The following is a 22,205-nucleotide window of genomic DNA, read 5'->3' as shown; positions in this document are numbered from 1 at the left end:
ATCGCAAGGTGAAGCCAGGTCACCCGACCCCGTCGTCCGCCAGCCGCATCGCCGCCTCCGCCGCGCCGTCCGCGACACCGGCCTCCTGCACGCATCGCGCGAACAGCCACCGGCGCGTCCGTGCGGGGTCCAGCCCGGTCAGCTCGGCCATGCGATCGGCGAACGCACCGGGCCGAGCGCGGAGCCGGTCCGCATCGTTGAGCATGTGCTGCAGCAGGTCGTAGTGCGGATCGCCCACATACGGCTTCGGGTCGATCAGCACCCACTCCCGCGACCCGTCCTCTCCGCGCGCCAGCACATTGTGGTGATGGAAGTCGGTCGCCAGCAGCATCTGTTCGCCGTCCCAGTCCTGCGGGAGCGACCTGAAAAGCTCCAACCCCCGCTGCACCACCTCTCCGGGCAGCGGGGAGTGCCCGGCCTCGGCGCGCGCCTGCGCCTCGTCGGCCCACCAAGCGCACATGTGGGCGAGGGGGCGGAACGGGGTCCTCTCCGGCGTCGGGAGCAGCTCTTCCGGGGTCACCCAGAGGCGGCGCAGCATGCCCGCCACGACCTCGTCCCGCTCCGGCCACGCCAGCAGCTGTGCCAGTTCCGTACCCGGCACGACTTTCTCCATGAGCAGCACGGATGTCGCCCCGCGCCGCTCGCTGCGATGCACCGTGGCCGCGCCGCGACCCTGCCAGGCCGTCATCCCCGCCGCCTCGTCGCGGGACTCCTCATGCGCCCACGCCACCTTGAGCACCAGGTCAGCGCCGGACTGATCCCGCACCGGGGCGACCCACGCGGACGAGCCCCCGGGCTCGAACGGCGCCGCCGGGATCAGATCCCACTGCGAGAGCAGCTCGGTGACCACGCCGTCCAGCCCCGCCCGCCACGCGACGACGCCCGGGTCATCGGCGGCCGCGAGCTGCTCGGGCACCGGAAATCCGGCGACGAGGGCCGGGACTGAGGGATCTGGGGGATCTGCGGGCGGCGTCATGGCGGTCTCCTTCGATGCCGCCCACGACGGAGCAGCAGCAGTGCGCAGCACCAGCGTATGTCCGCGAGCTCCGGCCCGACGGTTAGCATTCTTGCGTGAAACCGTTCGTGCAGATCGCCACCCGCCCCGAAGACGACGTCGCCCTCACCGAGAGGGAGGCCGTGCTCGCCTTCACCGGTCTGGGCGAGGACGACCTGATCTGGGCCCGCCTGGATCGCGACCGCTTCCCGGTGGAGGATCTCGAGGACATCTCCGGGATCATCCTGTGCGGCAGCCCGTTCACCGTCTCGGAGCCGGAGGAGTCGAAGCCCGAGGCGGAGAAGCGCGCCGAGAAGGAGATCTTCCGCGTGCTCGACCAGGTGATCGCCCAGGACATTCCGTTCCTCGGCGCCTGCTACGGCATCGGCACCCTCGGCACCCACCAGGGCGCCCTCATCGACCGCACCTACGGCGAGCCGCTCGGCGCCGTCGAGGTCACGCTCACCGCGGCCGGTCTCGAGGACCCGCTGGTGAAGGAGGCCGGCCTGCCGACGACCTTCACCGGCCTCGTCGGCCACAAGGAGGCGGTCCACACCCTGCCGTCGTTCGCGACCGTCCTGGCGAGCGGGGCGACCGCGCCGGTGCAGATGTTCCGCGTCGGCACCCGGCAGTACGCCACCCAGTTCCATCCGGAGCTCGACATCCCCTCGATCATCGAGCGGGCCCGCGCCTACCGCGACCACGGCTACTTCTCGCCCGACGAGATGGAGGACATCTTCACCGCCCTCCAGCGCGAGACGGCCGACGAACCACCGAAGCTGCTGCGCGCGTTCGCCACGCTGTTCGCGCGATGATGCCGGGGCGGGCGACGCCTCTCCGGTAGCGTCGCCGCGTGCCCCGATTCACCCCAGAGCAGGTCCGGCGTCGCCAGCTGATAGCCGGCGCGCTCGCCGTGATCCTCCTGCTGGTGCTCGGCGGCTGCACGGCCCTGCTTATCGGCGGCCTGCGCGGAGGGTCCGACGGAGCCGTTGCGCGCACCCCCTTCGAGGCCGATGACGACGCCCTGTCCGTGCGCGCGATCCCGCCGGACGCCGCTGCGACGGAGAACCTCCCCGACGGAGTCGACCTCGCCCAGAACGAGGTGATGGGTCTGGACGTGTCGGCTCATCAGAAGGAGATCGACTGGGAGGAGGTCGCCGCCGACGGCTATTCCTTCGCCTACATCAAGGCCACGGAGGGCGCCGGCTATACCGACGCGATGTTCCAGCAGAACTGGGATGGAGCCCGCGCGGCAGGCCTCACCCCGGGCGCCTACCACTACTTCACGCTGTGCTCCTCGGGCGCGGACCAGGCCACGGATTTCCTCGCCGCCGCCCCGCCGGACGACGCCGCCCTCCCGCCGGCCATCGATCTCGAGTTCGACGGGGCCTGCGCGGAGCGTCCCGGCGGGGTCGACGCCCAGGCCGAGATTGACGACTTCACGGCCGCGGTGGAGAAGGCCTGGGGCCGCCGCCTGCTCATCTACTCCTCGAAGGAATGGCGCGACCATTACGGACTGCCGGTCACCGAACCGCGTCCGGACTGGCTGTTCCGTGCCTCGGATCGCCCTCAGCAGGAGGATTGGGCCGTCTGGCAGCTGCGCTTCGACGGCACTGTCTCCGGCATCGAGGGCGGCGTCGACATCGACGTGGCCCGCATCGAGATCCTGCGCCAGGGCTCCTCCATCGCGGACGGCGAAGGCGCGATCGCCCATGAGGTCGACGGGTAGGACCGGGCAGACGGGCAGGGCGGGACCGACCGGGCGAGCCTCAGGCCGCCTCGACGGCCTCCTTGACGCTGCCGGGAGCGGCGAGGTCGCCCGTGAACTGCTCTCCGTCCAGGAGCACCGTCGGCGTGCCCTGGGTGCTCGATCCGGCCTCGGGCTCCACCACGTCCTCGATCCAGGGCAGATAGGTGCCCTCGGCGATGCACTGGCCGACGTCCAGGCCGGTGGCCTCGTCGACCACCTGCGCGAGCTCGTCATCGGTGAGCCCCTCGGTGCCCGGCTGGGCCTCGAACAGGGCCGATTCGGCCGGGAACCATAGCTCGGGATCCTCGGCGTAGGCGCAGACGGCAGCGTTCGCCGCCCGGCCGGAGTAACCCACGGGCGTGGAGTTCGGGTCGAGCATCGGGCGCGGATGCATGCGCAGCGTGATCTCGCCGTCGAGCGCCAGCTGCGCGAGGTCCTCGCCCTGCGCCTCCTCGAAGGTCTTGCAGTGCGGGCAGAGGAAGTCGAGGTAGACATCGACCACCGGCCCGTCCGAGCTGGTGCTGATCTCGAGGTACGGCTGGTCCTCGTCGACACCGGGCGGTGTGATGAGCTCACCGGAGGTCGACGTGCCGTCGCGCTGGTCCCCGGAGCCCCCGGAGCCCCCGGAGTCGAGGGAGCGGAAGTACACGATGCCGGCGATGAGCGCGGCCACGACGAGCAGCACGAGAGCCAGGCAGGCGATCGCGGCGAAGATCCCCACGATGAGCGGGGTGCGGGAGCGGGGCTGGGCCATGATCCACCTCGGGAGCTGGTCGGTCGAAAGACCCGCCGTGTCCCGGGCCCGCAGGAGAGCCTAGCGGCTGCGGTGTCCGGCCCGTGGTGCACTCTGGAGCCATGACACCGTGGACCACACGCCCTGAGCTGCCGAGCGACGCTCCCGCGCTTCACGCCCTGATCGCCGAAGCCTTCCCGACCGCCGAGGAGGCGGATCTCGTGGACGCCCTACGCGCCGATGCGTCGGCCTGGATCGAGGGTCTCTCCACAGTGGCCACCGACGAGAACGGCCGCCTCGTCGCGCACGCGCTGCTGACCCGTGCGACCGTCGGCGGCGAACCGGTGCTGGCTCTCGCGCCGTGCGCCACACTGCCGGACGTCCAGGGCCGCGGGGCAGGTTCCGCCGTGATCCGAGCTGGTCTGGAGGCGGCTCGTGGCCAGGGCGAGAACGCGGTGGTCGTGCTCGGGCACCCTGACTTCTATCCCCGCTTCGGTTTCGAACCGGCGTCCCTGGCCGGGATCACCTCGCCCTTCGACGCTCCCGACGACGCCTTCCTGGCCGTCGCGCTCGACTCGGCCCGGCCGGTGCCGCGCGGTGAGATCTCCTATCCGGAGGCATTCGGCATATGAGCGACCTCCTGCTGCCGCTGCGTGCGGTGCGCGAGCACAGGCTCGCCCCTGCGGACCGCGCCGTCTGGCCCGCCACCCTGCCGCCGGTGCGCCAGGTGCTCGACGACGGCCTCGAGCTCGGCCAGATCACGGTGCTGACCGGGGACAACGGGGCGGGGAAGTCCACCGTGGTGGAGGCGATAGCCGGCGCGTACGGGCTGAACGCCGAAGGCGGCGGCACCGGGGCCATGCACGCCACCCGCACGACGGAGTCCGCGCTCGCGGAGCACCTGCAGCTGGTGCGCGGTGCAGGAGCCTCGAAGTCGGGCTTCTTCCTGCGCGCCGAGACCATGCACTCGCTGTTCACGTATTACGAGGAGATCGGCGTGGGCGGCATGATGCACGAGCGCAGCCACGGTGAATCCTTCCTCGAGCTGGTCGCGGAGCGCTCGCGGATCCGTGGCCTGTGGCTGCTGGACGAGCCCGAGTCCGCGCTCTCCCTCAGCGGCTGCCTGGCCCTGCTGGGGCTGCTGCGCGACCTCGCCGAGGGTGGCTCGCAGATCATCCTGTCCACCCATTCCCCGGTGCTCGCCGCGCTGCCCGGGGGCGACCTGCTCGAGGTGGGGGAGTGGGGCCTGCGACGCACGGAGTACGACCACCTCGAACTCGTGCGCACCTGGCGCAGCTTCCTCGAGTCCCCGCAGCGCTTCCTCCGCCACCTCACCTGATCCGGGGTAGGAGTCGGAGAGCTCTGTCCTCAGGGCTGGAGGCGGTGCCGCTGCCAGTTGCCGTCGGCCGTGACGTCGTAGACGATCCGGTCGTGAAAGCGGTTCTCGCGGCCCTGCCAGAACTCGACGCGCTCCGGATGGATCCGCAGGCCGCCCCAGAACTCCGGCCGTGGCACGTCGGCACCCTCGAAACGGGCCTCGATCTCGGCATATCGCGCATCGAGATCCGCGCGCGAGTCGATCGGCTGGGACTGGTGGGACGCCCAGGCTCCCAGCTGCGAGCCGCGAGGGCGCTGCGCCCAGTACGCCTCGGACTCCGCCGCAGGCAGCCGCTCGACCCGCCCCTCGATGCGCACCTGCCGCTGCAGCGGGTACCAGGGCAGCAGGAGGGCGGCGCGCGGGGTGGCCTCGAGCTCCGCAGCTTTCGGGGAGGAGAGGTTCGTGTAGACGACGAAGCCGCCGTCGTCGTGCCCCTTCAGCAGCACCGTGCGCGAGCGGGGGCGCGGGACACCGCCGGGATCCAGCGCCACGGTGGACAGCACCACGGCCGACGGGTCGGAGAGATCGCCGTGCTGCTCGCGGCGGGCGAAGGCCTCGTCCATCCAGACGTCGAACAGGGCCAGCGGGTCCGCGGGGGCGTCGTCGGGCAGGGACCCGGCGAGATAGTCGAGGCGCTCCTCGGCCAGATGATGTGCGGCGGATCGATCGGTCATGCTCGTGATCCTAGTGACCTCCGGCGCGGCCGACGGCGGCTCAGACGGTCGCGAGACGGCGCCTGTGGTGTCGCGGGATGAGGCGGCGGCCGCGAGCGGCCGGACGGGATCCGGTCGCGGCGGTGTCACGGGTCGTGGGCCTGGTGCTCTCGGGCGCTGTCGTGGCCTCGAGGGCCAGGGTGCTCGGGTCGACCCCCTGCTCGGCGGCGCGGGCCTTGGCGGCGCGCACGGCATGCAGCGCCTCGACGTCGCCCCACGCGGCAGGCAGGGGACGGTAGGCGATGGGCTCCTCGGAGGCGGCTCGGGTGCGGCTGGTGGCGATGGTTGCGTTTCTCATGCCTCGAGCATCGCGGCGGACGGGGTGCCGGAGCGTCCCCCCAGGAGCGCGGACCGGTCCTCCTCGGGTCGGATCCTTCGAGGCCGGCCCCCGACCCCGGGTGGAGCCGTGCCCGGAGCGCTGTCCGCCTCACTGGAGGCCGACCAGGTCAGGGCGTCAGGGCCCGACGACGGGGGCCGATTCCTCGATGCGGTCGCGGGCGACCTCGAGGGCCGCGATGATCTCTTCCCAGCGCCCCGGGGTGAGTCGACGGATCGGCACCGAGCAGCTGATGGCGTCGGTGACCGGGCGGGTGTAGCGCAGTGCGAGGCCGATGCACCGCAGCCCCTCGGTGTTCTCCTGCTCGTCGATCGCGTAGCCGCGCTGCTCGGCCAGGGCGAGGTCCTCCTCGAGCTCCGCGAGCCGGGTGTGGGAGAAGCGGGTCAGGGCGGGCGCCATCTCGGTGGGCCGGGCGGCCGGCTCCTCGGCGAGGATCGCCTTGCCGAGCGAGGTGTGCACAGCCGGCAGCCGACGGCCCACGCGCGGCATGACCCGCGTGTACTCGCGGGACTCGACCGTCGCGAGGTAGACGACCTGGTCGCGGTCGAGGCGGGCGAGGTGGACGGTCTCGCCGAGGGAGGTGGCGAGGTCCGCGAGGATCGGATGCGCCAGGCGCACCCGCGGATCGCGGTCGATGTAGCTGGTCCCGGCGAGCAGGGCGCGGATGCCGATCGAGTAGTAGGAGCCCGTCGGCTCGGTCTGCACCCAGCCCCGGGCGACCAGGGTCTGGAGCAGTGCATGGGTCGAGGAGCGCGGCCATTCCAGGGCGTCGGAGACCTCGCTCAGCCGGGTGAGCGTCCCTTGCCGGGCGGCCAGGAACTCGAGGACCTCGATCGTCCGGGCAGCGGACTTCACCTCGCGGACGCCGGAGGCACCGGCTGCGTCGGAGGTCGGGTTCGTGGCCATGGCCCGATGGTAACCGGGAACGCGCCTCTGATTCCGGTTCTCGGAGAAAAACACTCGAGCCCCCTTGTGTCACGTTGTCCACATATGTGAACCTGACTCCGACCTACTCGCCTCTGCACCGGAGCAGCCCATGAGCAGTCCGCACGGAATCATCCCCGCCCTCGTCACCCCGCTGACCGAGTCGGGGGACCTCCTCGAGGACGGTCTGCGCGACGTCCTCGACTTCACCATCGACCGCGGTGTGCACGGCATCTTCGTGCTCGGCAGCAGCGGCGAGATCTACGGCCTGGACGAGGACCAGAAGCGCCGGGTCGTCGAGATCACCGTCGAGCACGTCGCCGGCCGCGTCCCCGTCTACGCCGGGGCCAGCGAGATCACCACCCGCGACTGCCTGCGCACGGCGCGGATGATCGAGGAGGTGGGCGGCGTCGCCGGCCTCTCGGTGCTCACCCCGTACTTCATGACGCCCACCCAAGGTGAGCTGGTCACCCACTTCCGGGAGATCGCCGGCGGCACCGACCTGCCCGTCCTGCTCTACAACAACCCCGGGCGCACCCACGTCGAGCTCTCCGTCGAGACGGTCCTCGAGCTCGCCGAGGTCGACGGCGTGGTCGGCCTGAAGGACTCCGCGGGGGACCTCGAGCGTCTGCGCACGATCCTCGATGCGCGCCCGGCGGGCTTCACCGTCCTCGTCGGCCTCGACACCCACATCCTCCCCGCCCTCGAGGCCGGGGCCGAGGGGGCGATCGCCTCCACGGCAAACGTCGCCCCGCAGGTGGTCTCGGGCATCTACGAGGCGTACCGGGCCGGGGACCTCACCCGGGCCCGCGAGCTGCAGGAGGCTCTGACGTCGCTGCGGGACCTCGTCGGCCGCGCGACCTTCCCCCTGGTTCTCAAGGAGGGGCTGCGCATCGCCGGCATCGACGCCGGCAGCTGCTTCGCCCCAGCACGCGAGATCGATCCCCGGCTGCGCACGGAGCTGACGAGCGTCGTGGAGTCGCTCGCGGCTCTCTGACCTTCCCCGCATCGCAGCGAAAGGACTCCCATGCCCCTGGTCATAGTCGCCCTGGCGGTCGTGCTCCTCGTCGTCCTCATGACGCGACTGAAGCTCAACGGCTTCGTCGCACTCCTGCTCGTCTCGGGCCTCGTCGGCCTGTGGGCGGTGCTCACCGACCGCCTCACCTATGAAGGTGAGCCAGCCGGGCTCAGCGCCGTGCCCCTCCTCATCGAGGACGGCCTCGGCGGCCAGCTGAGCTCGACCCTCATCGTGATCGGGCTCGGTGCGATGATCGGCCGGGTCCTCGGGGACGCCGGCGCCGCGCAGCGCATCGCGCAGTCCCTGTCCCGCGCCCTCGGGGAGAAGGGCGTGCAGTGGTCGATGATCGCCACCTCGGTGATCGTCGGCGGGACGATGTTCTATGAGGTCGCCTTCATCATCATCGTGCCGGTCGCGTTCACCCTGGTGCGCACCACGGGCAAGCGTCTCCTGTGGATCGCGCTGCCGATGTCGATCACCCTCTCGACGATGCACAGCTTCCTGCCGCCGCATCCGGGGCCGACAGCCGTGGCCGGGCTCTACAGCGCCTCGATCGGCACGACGCTGCTGCTGGGCCTCACGATCGCTGTGCCCGCGGGCGCCCTGATCGCCATGATCTGGCCCCGTCTGCCGTTCGTGAAGAAGCTGGATCCGCAGATTCCCCCGGGCCTCGCGACGGACAAGGAGTTCACCGAGGAGGAGATGCCCTCGCTCGGGCTCTCGGTGCTGGTCGCGATGGTTCCGGTGGTGCTGATCGCCGGCGCCGCCGTCTACGCGATCCTCCTGCCGGGCGAGTCCCGGCTGGGCTCGGCCATCGGCTTCATCGGTCAGCCGACGGTCGCGCTGCTGATCTCCCTGGTCGTCGCGACCTGGGCGCTCGGACCGCGACTCGGGCACAGCATGACCGACGTGGCGAGCTCGATGGGCGGCGGTGCGAAGGCGATGGCGATGATCATCCTCGTCGTCGGTGCAGGCGGCTCCTTCAAAGAGGTACTCACCGCGGCGGGCGTGGCCGACTACATCGCGGACGTCTGCGGGAGCCTGTCGGTGAACCCGCTGCTGCTGGCCTGGCTGATCGCCGTCATCCTGCGCATCGCGATCGGCTCCGCGACGGTCGCGGTCTCGACCGCAGGAGGCATCGCCGCACCGCTGGTCGCGGCCGGTGGCGTCTCGCCCGAGCTCGCTGTGCTCGCCACTGCCTGCGGGTCGATCGCCTTCAGCCACGTCAACGATCCGGGATTCTGGCTGTTCAAGGAGTACTTCAACCTCGAGGTCACGGACGCCCTGAAGATCCGCACGAGCTACACCACCGTGCTGGCGATCCTGGGTCTCGGCGGCGTCATGCTGCTGAGCCTCGTGGTCCCGGCCTGACCCCCACCCACCACCGCACAGGAAGAGAGGACCTCATCATGAGGATCGGATTCATCGGACTCGGAATCATGGGCCGCCCCATGGCGGCGCACCTGCTCGCAGCAGGTCACGAGCTGGTCGTGCACAACCGGTCGCCCCGCGCCATGCAGGAGCTGGCCGACCAGGGCGCCGACACGGCGGACACCCCGAAGGAGGTCGCCCAGCAGGTCGACATCATCCTCACGATGCTCCCGGACGGCCCCGATGTCGAGCAGGTCGTGCTCGGCGAGAACGGCGTCCTCGAGGGTGCCGCATCGGGATCGCTTCTGGTGGACATGAGCTCGATCGCCCCCGCGGTCAGCCGTCGCCTCCATGAGGCGCTCGCCGAGCGCGGTGTCGGCATGCTCGACGCGCCGGTCTCCGGCGGAGAGCCCGGCGCGATCGAGGGCACCCTGGCCTTCATGGTCGGCGGTGCGCAGGCGGACCTCGACCGGGTCCGCGAGATCCTCGACCTCATGGGCAGCTCCGTCACGCTCGTCGGCCCGATCGGCGCCGGCAACATCGCCAAGCTCGCCAACCAGGCCATCGTCGCGGTGAACATCGCGGTCCTCGGCGAGGCGGCGGTGCTCGCCCGGACCGCCGGCGTGGACCCCGCCTCGGTCATCGACGCGATCCGCGGCGGCCTCGCCGGCTCCAAGGTCATGGAGCAGAAGGCGCCGAAGATGCTCTCGGGCGACCACGCCCCAGGCTTCCGCATCGACCTGCACATCAAGGACCTCGACAATGCGCTGGGCACCGGGCACGAGAGCGGGTCGTCGCTGCCGCTGACCGCAGCCGTTCGCGAGATGATGACCGCGATCTCGGCGGCCGGGCACGAGCATGACGACCACTCCTCGCTCGCCACCTACTACGAGACGCTCGCCGGGCGGAGGATCGCCGAATGAGCACCGTGGCACGCACCCCCGCACAGGAGCACTCGATGACCGCCCAGGGCACAGCAGCACGAGGCACGACGGCACCCACCGTCGAGCGGATGGAAGTCTTCCCCGTCGCCGGACGGGACTGCATGGAGCTGAACCTCTCCGGCGCGCACGGTCCGCTGTTCACGCGCAACGTCGTGCTGCTGACCGACTCGAACGGCACCACCGGCGTGGGCGAGGTCCCCGGCGGCGAGCCGATCACCCGCACCCTCGAGGACGCCCGCCGGCTCGTCGAGGGCGCGAGCATCGCGGACCGCAAGAACGTGCTGCGCCGTATCGGTGAGGAGTTCGCCGACCGCGACAGCGCGGGCCGCGGCGACCAGACCTTCGATCAGCGCACCACGGTGCACGCCGTGACCGCGATCGAGGCCGCGCTGCTCGACCTGCTCGGCAAATGGGTGGGGCTGCCGGTCGCAGCCCTGCTCGGGGACGGGCAGCAGAGGACCGCGGTGAAGACCCTCGGGTACCTGTTCTACGTCGGCGATCCGGACCGCACCGACCTCGACTACGTGCGCGAGAGGGAGGCGGACGACGACTGGCACCGGCTGCGCCACGAGGAGGCCCTCACACCCAAGTCGATCGTGCGGCTCGCCGAGGCCGCCTACGACCGGTACGGCTTCGAGGACTTCAAGCTCAAGGGCGGAGTGCTCGACGGCGCCGAGGAGATGCAGGCGATCCGGACCCTCAAGGCCCGCTTCCCCGACGCCCGGATCACGCTGGACCCCAACGGGGCCTGGTCGCTCGAGGAGGCGATCGAGCTGTGCTCGGACGCGCAGGGCCTGCTCGCCTACGCCGAGGACCCCTGCGGGGCCGAGGGCGGCTACTCGGCGCGCGAGGTGCTCGCGGAGTTCCGACGGGCCACGGGGCTGCCGACGGCGACCAACATGGTCGCCACCAACTGGCGCGAGATGACCCATTCGCTCGCGCTGCAGTCGGTGTCTATCCCGCTCGCCGATCCGCATTTCTGGACCATGGAGGGCTCGGTCCGGGTCGCCCAGCTGTGTCACGACCTGGGCCTGACCTGGGGCTGCCACTCCAACAACCACTTCGACATCTCCCTGGCGATGATCGCCCACTGCGGCGCCGCCGCCCCCGGGAGGTACAACGCGCTGGACACCCACTGGATCTGGCAGGAGGGGCTCGAGCAGCTCACCCGGCAGCCGCACCGGATCGCCGGCGGCAAGATCACGGTGGACCCGGACGCTCCGGGGCTGGGAATCGAGATCGATCGCGACCGCCTCGAGGCCGCGCATGCGCTGCACCGTGAGCGGATCGTCGGCACCGGCGGCCGCGACGACGCCGTGACCATGCAGTACCTCGTGCCGGGATGGGAGTTCGATGCCCGGCGTCCCTGCCTCGTGCGCGACGAGGCCCCGACCCTAGGGCCGGCGGCAGCACCGGCCACCGCACCAAGCACAGCGACAGGAGCTCGACGATGACCCTCACCCACCAGATGCCGGGACAGGACCGGATCCGCTCGGTGGAGCTGTCGAGCGTGGTGCTCCCGCTGTCCACGCCGATCAGCGACGCCAAGGTGCTCACCGGCCGACAGCGGCCCATGACCGAGGTGGTGCTGCTGTTCGCGGAGATCCGCACCGAGCAGGGCCTGGAGGGCATCGGCTTCTCCTACTCCAAGCGAGGCGGTGGGCCGGCGCAGTACGCGCACGCCAAGGAGGTCGCCGACCTCCTGATCGGGGAGGACCCCTCCGACATCCCCCGCCTGTACGAACGGCTGCTGTGGGCGGGGGCCTCCGTCGGCCGCTCGGGACTCGCCACCCAGGCCCTCGCGGCGCTGGACATCTCCCTGTGGGACCTCAAGGCCAAGCGCGCCGGGCTCCCGCTCGCCAAGCTGCTGGGCCCGTACCGGGACTCCGTGCGCACCTACAACACCTCGGGAGGCTTCCTCAACGCACCGCTCGAGGAGGTCACCCGGAACGCCGTCCGCTCGCTCGAGGCCGGCATCGGCGGCATCAAGATCAAGGTGGGCCACCCCGACCCCGCCGTGGACCGTGCGCGCGTCACCGCCGTGCGCGAGGCGATCGGGGAGGATGCCCCGCTCATGGTCGACGCGAATCAGCAGTGGGATCGGCCGACGGCCCTGCGCATGGGGCGCTGGCTCGAGCAGTTCGACCTGGTGTGGATCGAGGAGCCGCTGGACGCCTACGACGTCGAGGGGCACCGGCAGCTCGCCGACGCGCTGGACACCCCGATCGCGACGGGGGAGATGCTCGCCTCCGTCGCCGAGCACGTGCGCCTGATCGACGCCCGAGCCTGCGACATCATCCAGCCCGACGCGCCGCGAGTCGGCGGGATCACCCAGTTCCTGCGCCTGGCGACCCTCGCCGACCACGCCGGCCTCCAGCTCGCTCCGCACTTCGCGATGGAGATCCACCTGCACCTGGCCGCCGCCTACCCGCGCGAACCCTGGGTCGAGCACTTCGACTGGCTGGACCCGCTGTTCGAGGAGCGGCTGGAGACCCGCGACGGGCGCATGCTCGTGCCGGACCGCCCCGGCCTCGGCATCACCCTGTCGCAGCGGTGCCGTGCCCTGACCCGCGAGTCCGTGGTGCTCGGCAGGAGCTGACAGCCAGGACGCGGGGCTCGGGATGCGGGATCCGGGGTGCAGGTCTCGGGGTCGGGGTCGGGGCGCCGGGTGCAGGTCTCGGGGCACCGCTCCTGCGCTCAACCGCCTCGTCGGCGTCGTCCGGGCCGTGGATGGTCGGGGCCCATGTCGCGGGCGGGCCGCTGGTGAGGTGCACCGGCGATATCGCCAGTGCTCGTCGCCATAGGCCCGTCGGTGACACGGTGACCGCCCCTGTCGGTGGGATGGCTGCCGCTCCCGGGGGCGGGGGCTCGGCCGCTCAGCGCACCATGCGGATGTCCCGGATGTTCCCGAGCTGCTCCTCGACGCGGGCCGCCCCGTCGGGCGTGAAGCCGAGCTTCTCGTAGAAGCGGCGTGCCCGGGGGTTCTCCTCGGCGACCCACACCGAGGCGGGCCCGCCGTCGAGGACCGACTCCGCGAGCGCGCGCCCCAGACCGCTCCCGAACCACGCCTCCTCGATGTAGAGGATCGACAGCTCCCGGCCGCGCACAGGCTGCTTCTCGCGGGGAGGCCAGGAGGCCGCGAGCCCGATCGGGGTGCCCTCGGCGTCGCGACCGATGCGGTAGATCCCCTGGTCGTGAGCAGGCGTGTCGGGCGTGAGCCAGGAGGTCCACTGGGTGGTACGTCGGTCGACCGCCTGCTGCCCGAACCACTGCTCACCCGCGAGCAGATGCGAGTAAGCCGCCCTCCACCCGTCCACGTGGATCCGCGCGATCGCGGGGACGTCCTCGAGCCGCGGACGGTCGATCGTGAACGTCGGCGGGGTGGTGGGCGTGGAGCTCATACGCCGAGTCTGCCTCAGCGGGCGGGGGAGGGCGTCCTCACGCCGCAGGCCACGGAGGATGCAGGGACCCCGCGTAGGCCCTTATGCTGTCCATAAGTTGTGCTTCGGGTGTGTTCCCGAAGATTCCGTCGAGAGGTGTGACATGGCTCTGTTCCTGTTCGAGATCGAACCCGCTTCCGCCACCCGTGAGGGCGTCCAGGCCGTTCTGGACGCTCTGGTGGGAGGCGCCGGGGCCGACGCATCCCGTGAGGTCATCGAGTCGCAGGTCGCGGCCGACCACTCGCGTCTGTTCACGATCGTCGAGGCGGAGTCCGCCGAGACCGCCGGCGAGATCTCCGCCGCGGTGGGCGATGCGGCGACGTCCGTCGAGGGGCCCGACGAGGTGCGCCTGGTCGGGGCGGAGCTCGAGGACATCAAGGCGCTGCGCCGCGGGGCCGGATACCTCGTGGAGTGGGACATCCCCGCCGAGATCACGATGGAGAAGTACCTCGCCCGCAAGAAGGCGAACGCCCCCAAGTACGCCGAGGTCCCCGAGACGTCGTTCCTGCGCACCTACGTGCGCGAGGACACCGCGAAGTGCCTGTGCTTCTACGACGCGCCCGACGAGGACGCCGTCCGTCGTGCCCGCGACGCCGTCGAGACCCCGGTCGACCGCATCTGGGCGCTCGGCGCGATCGATCTCGGGGCCTCGTCCTCGTGAGCCCGGAGGCGGTGACGGCCCCTGTCCGCTCCCGTCTGGGGCTCGCGGAGCTGCCTGCGGGAGCGCTGCCGGTGCTCGAACGGGCCGGTGAGCGGGCCCGCGCCGTCGATCGCGAGGGGGGAGACCCCTGGGAGACTCTGCGCGAGCTCGGTGAGCTGGGGCTGCTCGCGGCGCCGCTGCCCCTCCAGGTCGAGCTGATCCACGCTCTGGCCAGGCGCTGCACCGCCACGGCGTTCTCGCTGTGGGGGCACCATTCCGCGCTCGAGTACCACTGGGTCACCGGCTCGACGCCGCCCGACGGTGCCGAGGCGGGCAGGCTCGCCCTGGCCTCCGGCATGGCCCCCGCCTACAAGGAGGAGGCCGGCCTCGGCGAGATCCCGCTGGTCGCCACCGATCGTCCGGACGGCTCGCTCGCGGTCGATGGCGTCCTGCCCTGGTGCTCGAACCTGCGCGAGGGCGCCTGGATCGTGATGCCCGTGCGCTGGGAGGACGGCCGGCGCGCGATCGTGCGCATCGCCCGGGACGCCCCCGGTGTCGGCGTGACGCCGCTGGTCGGGCTCATGGCGCTGGACGGAACGTCCTCCGGCGTGCTTCGTCTCGAGCAGGTCGCTGTTCCGGCGGGGGACGTGCTCACGCAGGACGTCCCGGACTTCCGCGACCGCGCTCGCGCCGCCTTCCTGCTGCTCCAGAGCGGGATGTGCCTGGGACTGGCGGGAGCGGCGCTCGACGCCGCCGAGGCCGCGGCGGATCCCGTCGCGCAGCGGGTGCTGGCCGACGAGCTCGCGGCCGGGCGCGCCGACTGGGAGTCGCTGCGCGATGACCTGGTGCGCACGGTCCGGACCGCCGCGTGGGATGCCAGGGATGCCAGGGATGCCAGGGATGCCAGGGATGCCAGGGATGCTGGGGATGTAGGGGAGGCCGACGCCGCTGCAGCGGCCGTCTCGCCGCGCGAGCTCGTCAGCGTCCGTCTCGAGGTCGCACTGCTCACCGGGCGCGCGACCCAGCTCGAGCAGAAGACCGTCGGCGGGCGCGGCTACGCGCAGGCGTCCGACACTTCGCGGCGCGCCCGCGAGGCGGCGTTCCTCCCGGTGCAGTCGCCCACGGAGACCCATCTGCGTCATCTCCTCGTGTCAGCCGACGACAGCGCCAGGAGCCGGCCATGAGCAAGCTCGCGCTGCGAGGAGTGACCCGCTGGCACACGGGCGCCCCGGCCCCTGTGCTCGCCGGTCTCGACCTCGACGTCGGCGAGCACGAGACGGTCTGCGTGCTCGGCGCCTCCGGAGCGGGCAAGTCGACCCTGGTGCGTGTGCTCGCAGGGCTCGACGAGCCTCAGGCCGGCAGCATCGACCTCGCCGATTCCCGTCGGCCCGCGCTCGTGCCGCAGTCACCGGACCTGTTCCCGTGGCTGACCGTCGCCGAGAACGTCGGCCTCGGCGCCCGCTACGCCGCGAACGCGGGGCGCGTCAGCGACGCTCGCGTGCGCGAGCTGCTCGAGGATCTCGGGATCGCAGAGCTCGCCGCCGCCCTGCCCGCGGAGCTCTCCGGCGGGCAGGCCCAGCGCGTCGCCCTCGGCCGCGCGCTCGCCGTGGACCCCGGCGTGGTCCTGCTCGACGAGCCGTTCTCCGCCCTCGATCCCGCGATCCGCGCCGACCTGCAGGTGTGGCTGCGCGAGGTCCTCACCCGGGTGCAGATCGCCGCGGTGCTCGTCACCCACGACGTCGACGAGGCCCTGGTGGTCGCCGACCGCATCGTCTACCTCGAGGGCGCCCGCGGGTTCACCGCCCAGTGGCGCCCCCGGGAGGCCGGCACCACACGCCAGGAGATCCTCGCCCACTACCGCGGCGGCACCGTCCAGGCGGCGGTGTGAGAGCGGCTCCGAGCCGCCGTGCCCTGCTCGGCGCGGGCGGATCGCTGTTGCTGTCCGGCGCGGCCGGCGGCGCCGTCGGGCTCGGCGTGCGCCGCAGCAGCGCCTCCCCGGTGGATCCGGACCGTCCTCTGCGCATCGCCTACCTGCCCATCACCGATGCCGCACCGCTGCTCGTCGCCCACGCGCGCGGCCTCTTCGCCGAGGAAGGGGTCGAGGTCGACGAGCCCGTCCGCCTGCGCTCGTGGGCGTCGATGGGGGAGACCCTGCTCGGGGGCAGCGTCGACCTCGTGCACCTGCTGTTCCCGATGGCCCTCCAGATGCGGCTGGACCTCGGTGCGGACATCCGCGTGCTCGGCGCCAATCACGTCGACGGTTCGGCACTCACCCTCGGCCGCGATGTCCCCGAGGTCGGTGCACTGGCCGGGCGCACGATCGGGATCCCCGCCTGGTACTCGATCCACAACGTCATCGTCCAGCAGATGCTGCGCGCCGAGGGGCTCACCCCCGTCGTGCGCCGCACCGCCTCCCGTGATCGCGGCGAGGTCACCCTGGTGCCGATGGCCCCGTCGGACATGATCCCTGCCCTGGACGCCGGCTCGATCGGCGGCTACACCGTGGCGGATCCCTTCAACGCGATGGCCGAGGGCAAGGGCATCGGCACCATCGGCCGCTACCTCGGCGACGTCTGGCGCTCCCACCCCTGCTGCGTGACCGTCGCGACCGGCGGGCTCCTGCGCCGGCCGCCCGAGCAGATCCAGGGCGTCGCCAATGCCCTCGTGCGCGCCCAGCAGGCCTGCCGCGAGGACCGCGAGGCCGTCGCCGCCGAGCTCTCCGGCCGCTATCTCCCGCAGCCCCTTCCGGCCATCACCGCAGCGCTCGGCCGGCCCGATGCCGGGCACGCGCACGTCGCGCACCCCGACTGGCACGGCGAGACCATCGACTTCACCCCGGTCCTGCGGCCGGGCTTCACCACCCGGCTCGTCGAGGAGATGCGCTCGACGCTGCTGGACGCCCCGCTCGGCGCGCTCGACCGGCTCGACGCGGAGGACGCCCACGGCCTCGTTGTCGACGACGGGGCGCTGCGCGATGCCGCCCGCCGCCTGGACCCCTCGGCCCTGACCGGCCTCGACGACCCCGAGGAGATCTCGCCATGAGCATCGCCCCCACCGACCTCGAGACGGCCGACGCGCCGCACGCCGGTGCCGGCGCCTCGCCGCCTGCCGACGGCCGACGCTCCGCCCCCTGGGCCTGGGGACTGCTCGGCGTGGTCGCGGCGGTCCTCGCCTGGTGGGCCCTGACGGCCGTCGGCGGTGCGGGAAGCCCCATGCTCGCGGCGCTGTCCCCCTGGGGCGTCCCGCAGGCGCTGGCCTCCCTGCTGTCCACCGGTGTGCTGCTCGAGGACCTCCTGACCAGTACGACCCGGCTCCTGCTGGGTCTCCTCATCGCCACGGTCCTCGGGGTGCCGCTGGGTGCGCTGATCGGGCTGCATCGGCCCACGCGATGGGCGAGCGGGGGCGTGGTCCAGTTCGTGCGGATGATCTCGCCGCTGTCCTGGGCCCCCGTGGCCGTGGCACTGCTCGGCGTGGGCTCCGCGCCGGTGGTGTTCCTGGTGGCGGCCGCCGCCGTCTGGCCGATCGTGCTGGGCACCTCCTCCGCCGTCATGTCGATCGATCAGCGCTTCATCGCCGTCGCCCACACGCTCGGAGCGCGCCGCGGCGAGATCCTGCGCACCGTGGTGGTGCCCTCCGTGCGCCCGGCGGTGCTGCAGTCGGTGCGCATGGCCCTCGGGATCTCCTGGGTGGTGCTGGTGCCGGCCGAGATGCTCGGGGTCACCAGCGGCCTCGGCTACGAGATCCTCAACGCCCGCGACCGCCTCGCGTACGACGAGATGATCGTGGTGATCCTCGTGATCGGAGCACTCGGCGCTGCGATCGACGCCCTGGCTCGCCTGCTGCTGACCCCGCGCCGCCGCAGCGGACGCCCTCTGCCTGCCTGAGCGGCCGCACGGCGTCCGCCCGGTCGGCCGCGCGGGCCCCCGACTTCCCACGAAGTATCTAGAACCCTTAGTATCGGGAAAGCTGGTCGCGGCCGCTCGGCTCCGCCGATGTCGTGCCCGCGTCCACGTCTGCCGCCATCGAAGGAGATCTCCGTGCCCGAGGCCGTCATCGTCGCCACCGCCCGCTCACCCATCGGCCGCGCCCGCAAGGGCTCCCTGAAGGACGTCCGACCGGACGACCTCGCGGCCCAGATGATCCGGGCCGCCCTCGACCAGGTCCCGGAGCTGGACCCGTCCACCATCGACGACCTGCAGCTGGGCTGTGCGATCCCCGAGGGCTACCAGGGCGGCAACCTCGCCCGGACCGTCGCGATCCGTCTCGGCCTGGACTCGGTGCCCGGTGCGACCGTGACCCGGTTCTGCGCCTCCTCGATCCAGACCACTCGCGCCGCCTTCCACGCGATCGCCTCCGGCGAGGCGAGGGCCGTGATCTCCGCCGGCGTCGAGTCGATCTCCCTGAGCTCCGGCAAGCTCATGGAGGAGGACGCACGCGATCCGCAGTTCCGGGAGGCGTGGGAGCGCACCGACAAGCGTGCAAGCCGCGAGATCCCCGCCCCCTGGCACGATCCGCGCCAGGACGGCGAGCTGCCCGACGCGTACATCCAGATGGGCCAGACCGCCGAGAACGTCGCCGAGCTGCGTGGGATCTCCCGCGCCGCCCAGGACGAGTACGCGGTGCGCTCGCAGAACCGCGCCGAGGCCGCGAAGGCCTCCGGGTTCTTCGACCGCGACATCACGCCCGTCACCCTGCCCGACGGCACCGTGATCAGCGCGGATGACTCCCCGCGGGCCGGCGTCACGCTCGACGCCGCGGCCGGCCTGGACCCCGTCTTCCGTCCCGACGGCACCGTCACCGCCGGCAACTGCTGCCCGCTCAACGACGGCGCCGCCGCCCTGGTGATCATGGAGGCCGAGTACGCCAAGGAGCTCGGCATCACGCCGCTGGCCCGCGTGGTCGCCACCGGCGTCTCCGGCCTCAGCCCCGAGATCATGGGCCTCGGCCCGGTCGAGGCCACCCGTCGGGCCCTCGCGCTCGCCGACCTGACCATCGACGACATCGACCTGGTCGAGCTCAACGAGGCCTTCGCCGCGCAGGTCATCCCGTCGGCCGAGGATCTCGGGATCGACCACGACAAGCTCAACGTCCACGGCGGCGCGATCGCGCTGGGCCACCCCTGGGGCTCGACCGGAGCCCGCCTGACCACCACCCTGCTGAACGGCCTGCGCGAGCGCGAGGGCCGCTTCGGCCTGGCCACCCTGTGCGTCGGAGGCGGGCAGGGCATGGCCCTCATCATCGAGAGGATGTCCTGATGACCAGCACCAGCACTAGCGATTCCGTCGCGACCGATCGCGCCGTCGTCTCCGCGCCGGACGCCTCTGCCGCCACCCCGGCGGACCTCCTGCCCCGCACCGCCGATCACCTCTCCCTGTTCCAGGACGTCGCCGGTGACGACCTCGCGGCCTGGGCGGACGCCCGCTCGCTCGCCGACGAGGTGCTGCCGCGGATCAACGACTGGTGGGACCGCGGCGAGTACCCGATCGAGCTGATCGGGCGTCTCGGCGAGCTCGATCTGCTCACCGACGGACTCGACGTTCCCGGCCACCGCTCCCTCACACCGCTCGCGACAGGCCTGGTCAACATGGAGCTCTCGCGGATCGACGGCTCCGTCGGCACCATGGTCGGCGTGCAGGGAGGGCTCGCGCTGCGCTCGATCATGCTGCTCGGCTCGGAGGAGCAGAAGCAGCGCTGGGCCGAGCCGCTCGCCGCCGGCACCGAATATGGCGCCTTCGCGCTCACCGAGCCCGACCACGGCTCCGACTCCGTCTCGCTCGAGACCGTGGCCCGCCGGGACGGGGACTCGTGGGTGCTCAGCGGCGAGAAGCGCTGGATCGGCAACGGCGCGGACTGCCATCTCTCCGTGGTGTGGGCGCGGGTGGAGGACGAGTCGGACTCCGCATTGAACGGCCAGGTCAGCGGGTTCCTCGTGGACCAGTCGCTGCCCGGCTACGAGGCCGAGGTGATCCGCGGCAAGGTCGCCCTGCGCGCCATCCACCAGGCGCACATCTCCCTGCACGACGTGCGGATCCCGCTGGATGCCCGCCTGCCGGGCGCCCGCTCCTTCAAGGACACTTCTCGCGTGCTGTTCGCGACGCGCGCCGGCGTGGCCTGGGGCGCTCTCGGCCACGCGACCGCCTGCTACGAGGCCGCCCTCGAGCACGCGCAGAACCGCATCCAGTTCGGTCGCCCGCTCGCCAAGGCCCAGAACGTCCAGGTGCGCCTGGCCTCCATGCTGCAGACCCTCACCTCGATGCAGCTGTACTGCGTGCGGCTCGCCGAGCTCGAGGCCGCCGGCGCCATCCGGCCCGAGCAGGCCTCACTGGCCAAGGTGCACAACACCCGCGCGGCCCGCGAGATCGCGACCGATGCCCGCGACCTGCTCGGCGGCTCCGGGATCCTGCTGGAGAACCGTGTGGTGCGCCATCGCAGCGACATCGAGGCCCTGCACACCTACGAGGGCACCGACACCATGCAGTCGCTCATCGTGGGCCGCTCGATCACGGGGGTCAGCGCCTTCGTGTGAGGACTGCCGGGTGCGCCCGGCTCGCCGTCGCCTGCGGTCACAACGGTGACCCGGCGTGGCTGGGCCGATGCATGTGCAGACCGCGATGACGCGTCGCCAGTGCCTCGCAGAGGCGGGTGACCAGCAGGTTCCCGGTCAGGCCCACGAAGATCGAGTGCGCCTCGGGGCGGGCGTGGTCCCCGTGCAGCCACTCGCCCGCCCAGGCGTCGAGGGCCGCGCAGGCCCGCAGTCCGCCCGGAGTGCCGGGCTCGCACGGGAGGATCCGGGTGGAGATGCCGGGCGGTGTCGAGGGCAACGGGCCGTGCTCGGCAGGGAGCTCGAGGACGAGCTCGCCGGAGGCGTCCTGCGGGAAGGAGGGGAGCAGCGCGCGCAGCAGGGGCAGATCCTGCTCGTCGCCGATCAGGAGGTGACGGTCGGGGCGCGCGGGCACGGTGCTCCTCAGCGGGGTCGACGGGTCGGCGGATCGCCGGAATCCCAGCGTAGAGACTCGACTGACGCTTAGGCAAGGCTCACCTAAGATGTGAACGGTGGTGGCGTCACGCTCGGGACCCGACCCTCCGAACTCGGAGCGAGGGCTGCCAGCGGCGGCGGCGCCGATGGCCACCGATGCCCCCGGTCGCGCGCGTCAGGTGCCCGGGCGGGTGTCCTCGTCCCATCCCGTCTGCGGGGTGGTGCAGGACTCGCGGAACACGAACTGGGAGGGCAGCTTCCGCTCCCGGCTCGACCAGTCGATCGCCGGCCGGCGCATCTTCTCCGGCAGGTAGCCGAGCCGGTAGACCGCCATCAGCTCGAGATCGTCGGGGACCTCCAGCAGCTGGACGATCTGCTGCCAGTTCTCAGGGACCTCCATCGGGAAGGAGACGAACTGGATGCCCATGCCGAGCTGCGTGGTGGTCAGCCAGAGATTCTCCATCGCCGCCCCCATGCTGAACACCGAATAGAACCCGGAGAGGGCCTCCGGCCGGTACTCGCCGCGCTCCAGCATCACGCCGACCAGCAGCGGGGACCCGGCCACGAGCTTCCGGTTCTCCTCGCCGAGCTTCTGCGGCACCCTCAGCCGGTTCATCATCTTCTGCCCCGACTCCGTGAACACCTGTCCGGTGAAGGGGCGCAGCAGGGCCGGGAGCCGGTCGAAGAGCATCCCGCTGCGCGTGCGGTCCATCTCCTGACGGGAGAAGCGGAAGTACTTGCGATAGCGGTGGAAGAAGGTGCCCTCGCCCATCACCTGGGTCATGCTCTCGCCACTGAGGGCCGCGACGCGGTCGATGGTCGCACGGTCCTCGATCAGCACGAAGCGCCAGGGTTGGCTGTTGAACTGCGAGGGCGCCGCCGCCGCAGCACGGATCAGCAGCTGCTGATGGTCCTCGCGGACGGGATCGGGCAGGAAGGGGCCGTTGGTCGTGCGTCGGCCGAAGACGGCATCGAGGAACTCCATCA

The 22,205-nt window shown here is 71.8% G+C and carries 24 protein-coding genes; 16 read left to right on the top strand and 8 right to left on the bottom strand.

The genetic code is table 11. The features are described from left to right. Window positions 1–19 precede the first annotated feature (19 nt). The gene (locus tag CIK71_RS07995; protein ID WP_096164664.1) at window positions 20–976 is read right to left on the bottom strand and encodes an aminoglycoside phosphotransferase family protein; all 957 of its coding nucleotides are present in this window, start codon (window positions 974–976) and stop codon (window positions 20–22) included. 95 nt (window positions 977–1,071) lie between these two features. Between CIK71_RS07995 and CIK71_RS07990 the strand changes: the two genes are divergently transcribed. Next, window positions 1,072–1,809: a glutamine amidotransferase gene (locus tag CIK71_RS07990; RefSeq protein ID WP_096164663.1), complete on the top strand. Its 738-nt coding sequence runs from the start codon at window positions 1,072–1,074 to the stop codon at window positions 1,807–1,809. 38 nt (window positions 1,810–1,847) lie between these two features. Beyond that, a complete protein-coding gene (locus CIK71_RS07985) occupies window positions 1,848–2,723 on the top strand; it encodes a GH25 family lysozyme (RefSeq protein ID WP_096164662.1) in 876 nt (291 codons plus the stop codon). A gap of 40 nt (window positions 2,724–2,763) precedes the next feature. On the opposite strand, the gene CIK71_RS07980 is transcribed toward CIK71_RS07985, so the two are convergent. Continuing rightward, complete coding sequence (locus tag CIK71_RS07980; protein WP_096164661.1) at window positions 2,764–3,498, bottom strand: DsbA family protein; 735 nt, start codon at window positions 3,496–3,498, stop codon at window positions 2,764–2,766. Between the two features lie 101 nt (window positions 3,499–3,599). Here CIK71_RS07980 and CIK71_RS07975 point away from each other — a divergent pair, with 101 nt between their 5' ends. Continuing rightward, window positions 3,600–4,109: a GNAT family N-acetyltransferase gene (locus CIK71_RS07975; RefSeq protein ID WP_096164660.1), complete on the top strand. Its 510-nt coding sequence runs from the start codon at window positions 3,600–3,602 to the stop codon at window positions 4,107–4,109. Next, window positions 4,106–4,816 carry an AAA family ATPase gene (locus CIK71_RS07970; RefSeq protein WP_096164659.1) on the top strand — a complete coding sequence of 237 codons (711 nt, stop codon included), beginning with the start codon at window positions 4,106–4,108 and terminating at the stop codon, window positions 4,814–4,816. The genes CIK71_RS07975 and CIK71_RS07970 overlap by 4 nt, the downstream gene beginning before the upstream one ends. A gap of 29 nt (window positions 4,817–4,845) precedes the next feature. Here CIK71_RS07970 and pdxH read toward each other — a convergent pair whose 3' ends face one another. The 3 genes from pdxH to CIK71_RS07955 form a co-directional block, all read right to left on the bottom strand. Next, on the bottom strand, window positions 4,846–5,529 hold the full coding sequence (gene pdxH, locus CIK71_RS07965; RefSeq protein WP_096164658.1) for a pyridoxamine 5'-phosphate oxidase: 684 nt from the start codon (window positions 5,527–5,529) through the stop codon (window positions 4,846–4,848). 40 nt (window positions 5,530–5,569) lie between these two features. Next, the gene (locus CIK71_RS07960) at window positions 5,570–5,866 is read right to left on the bottom strand and encodes a hypothetical protein (protein WP_096164657.1); all 297 of its coding nucleotides are present in this window, start codon (window positions 5,864–5,866) and stop codon (window positions 5,570–5,572) included. Window positions 5,867–6,022: 156 nt separating this feature from the next. Continuing rightward, a complete protein-coding gene (locus CIK71_RS07955; RefSeq protein ID WP_096164656.1) occupies window positions 6,023–6,811 on the bottom strand; it encodes an IclR family transcriptional regulator in 789 nt (262 codons plus the stop codon). A gap of 130 nt (window positions 6,812–6,941) precedes the next feature. Here CIK71_RS07955 and CIK71_RS07950 point away from each other — a divergent pair, with 130 nt between their 5' ends. From CIK71_RS07950 to CIK71_RS07930, 5 genes are read left to right on the top strand one after another with little or no spacing between them, the layout of a single operon-like run. Next, complete coding sequence (locus CIK71_RS07950) at window positions 6,942–7,826, top strand: dihydrodipicolinate synthase family protein (protein WP_096164655.1); 885 nt, start codon at window positions 6,942–6,944, stop codon at window positions 7,824–7,826. Between the two features lie 30 nt (window positions 7,827–7,856). Beyond that, entirely contained in the window at window positions 7,857–9,218 is a 1,362-nt protein-coding gene (locus tag CIK71_RS07945; RefSeq protein ID WP_096164654.1) for a GntT/GntP/DsdX family permease, read from the top strand. 38 nt (window positions 9,219–9,256) lie between these two features. Further along, window positions 9,257–10,141 (top strand): 2-hydroxy-3-oxopropionate reductase, encoded by an 885-nt coding sequence (gene garR / locus CIK71_RS07940; protein ID WP_096164653.1) that lies wholly within the window; start codon window positions 9,257–9,259, stop codon window positions 10,139–10,141. Between the two features lie 35 nt (window positions 10,142–10,176). Then, complete coding sequence (locus CIK71_RS07935) at window positions 10,177–11,616, top strand: glucarate dehydratase family protein (RefSeq protein WP_217990157.1); 1,440 nt, start codon at window positions 10,177–10,179, stop codon at window positions 11,614–11,616. 14 nt (window positions 11,617–11,630) lie between these two features. Then, window positions 11,631–12,761, top strand: a complete 1,131-nt coding sequence (locus tag CIK71_RS07930) for an L-talarate/galactarate dehydratase (RefSeq protein WP_096164881.1) — start codon at window positions 11,631–11,633, stop codon at window positions 12,759–12,761. A 277-nt stretch (window positions 12,762–13,038) separates the two neighbouring features. Here the strand turns inward: CIK71_RS07930 and CIK71_RS07925 are convergent, their stop codons facing one another. Continuing rightward, window positions 13,039–13,563 carry a GNAT family N-acetyltransferase gene (locus CIK71_RS07925; protein WP_096164652.1) on the bottom strand — a complete coding sequence of 175 codons (525 nt, stop codon included), beginning with the start codon at window positions 13,561–13,563 and terminating at the stop codon, window positions 13,039–13,041. A 142-nt stretch (window positions 13,564–13,705) separates the two neighbouring features. Here CIK71_RS07925 and CIK71_RS07920 point away from each other — a divergent pair, with 142 nt between their 5' ends. The 7 genes from CIK71_RS07920 to CIK71_RS07890 all read left to right on the top strand — a co-directional run bounded on the left by CIK71_RS07920 (window position 13,706) and on the right by CIK71_RS07890 (window position 20,768). Continuing rightward, complete coding sequence (locus CIK71_RS07920; RefSeq protein WP_096164651.1) at window positions 13,706–14,263, top strand: DUF4242 domain-containing protein; 558 nt, start codon at window positions 13,706–13,708, stop codon at window positions 14,261–14,263. 11 nt (window positions 14,264–14,274) lie between these two features. After that, the gene (locus CIK71_RS07915) at window positions 14,275–15,426 is read left to right on the top strand and encodes an acyl-CoA/acyl-ACP dehydrogenase (protein WP_141393703.1); all 1,152 of its coding nucleotides are present in this window, start codon (window positions 14,275–14,277) and stop codon (window positions 15,424–15,426) included. Further along, window positions 15,423–16,130, top strand: coding sequence for an ABC transporter ATP-binding protein (locus tag CIK71_RS07910; protein ID WP_096164649.1), 708 nt, complete (start codon window positions 15,423–15,425; stop codon window positions 16,128–16,130). Before CIK71_RS07915 ends, CIK71_RS07910 begins: the two co-directional genes overlap by 4 nt. Then, entirely contained in the window at window positions 16,127–17,284 is a 1,158-nt protein-coding gene (locus CIK71_RS07905; protein WP_096164648.1) for an ABC transporter substrate-binding protein, read from the top strand. Before CIK71_RS07910 ends, CIK71_RS07905 begins: the two co-directional genes overlap by 4 nt. Next, window positions 17,281–18,126: an ABC transporter permease gene (locus CIK71_RS07900; RefSeq protein WP_096164647.1), complete on the top strand. Its 846-nt coding sequence runs from the start codon at window positions 17,281–17,283 to the stop codon at window positions 18,124–18,126. Before CIK71_RS07905 ends, CIK71_RS07900 begins: the two co-directional genes overlap by 4 nt. 153 nt (window positions 18,127–18,279) lie before the next feature. Then, the gene (locus CIK71_RS07895) at window positions 18,280–19,497 is read left to right on the top strand and encodes an acetyl-CoA C-acetyltransferase (protein ID WP_096164646.1); all 1,218 of its coding nucleotides are present in this window, start codon (window positions 18,280–18,282) and stop codon (window positions 19,495–19,497) included. Then, the gene (locus CIK71_RS07890; protein ID WP_096164645.1) at window positions 19,497–20,768 is read left to right on the top strand and encodes an acyl-CoA dehydrogenase family protein; all 1,272 of its coding nucleotides are present in this window, start codon (window positions 19,497–19,499) and stop codon (window positions 20,766–20,768) included. Before CIK71_RS07895 ends, CIK71_RS07890 begins: the two co-directional genes overlap by 1 nt. A gap of 37 nt (window positions 20,769–20,805) precedes the next feature. Here CIK71_RS07890 and CIK71_RS07885 read toward each other — a convergent pair whose 3' ends face one another. Both CIK71_RS07885 and CIK71_RS07880 read right to left on the bottom strand, forming a co-directional pair. Further along, complete coding sequence (locus CIK71_RS07885; protein ID WP_096164644.1) at window positions 20,806–21,198, bottom strand: SIP domain-containing protein; 393 nt, start codon at window positions 21,196–21,198, stop codon at window positions 20,806–20,808. Window positions 21,199–21,393: 195 nt separating this feature from the next. Continuing rightward, a complete protein-coding gene (locus tag CIK71_RS07880) occupies window positions 21,394–22,203 on the bottom strand; it encodes a nitroreductase family protein (RefSeq protein ID WP_096164643.1) in 810 nt (269 codons plus the stop codon). Between the last annotated feature and the right edge of the window lie 2 nt (window positions 22,204–22,205).

This window comes from Brachybacterium alimentarium (assembly GCF_002332425.1).
Taxonomy (GTDB): Bacteria; Actinomycetota; Actinomycetes; order Actinomycetales; family Dermabacteraceae; genus Brachybacterium; species Brachybacterium alimentarium.
The sequence above is the reverse complement of the archived record's forward strand: the minus strand, read 5'-3'. Positions and strand labels throughout refer to the sequence as shown.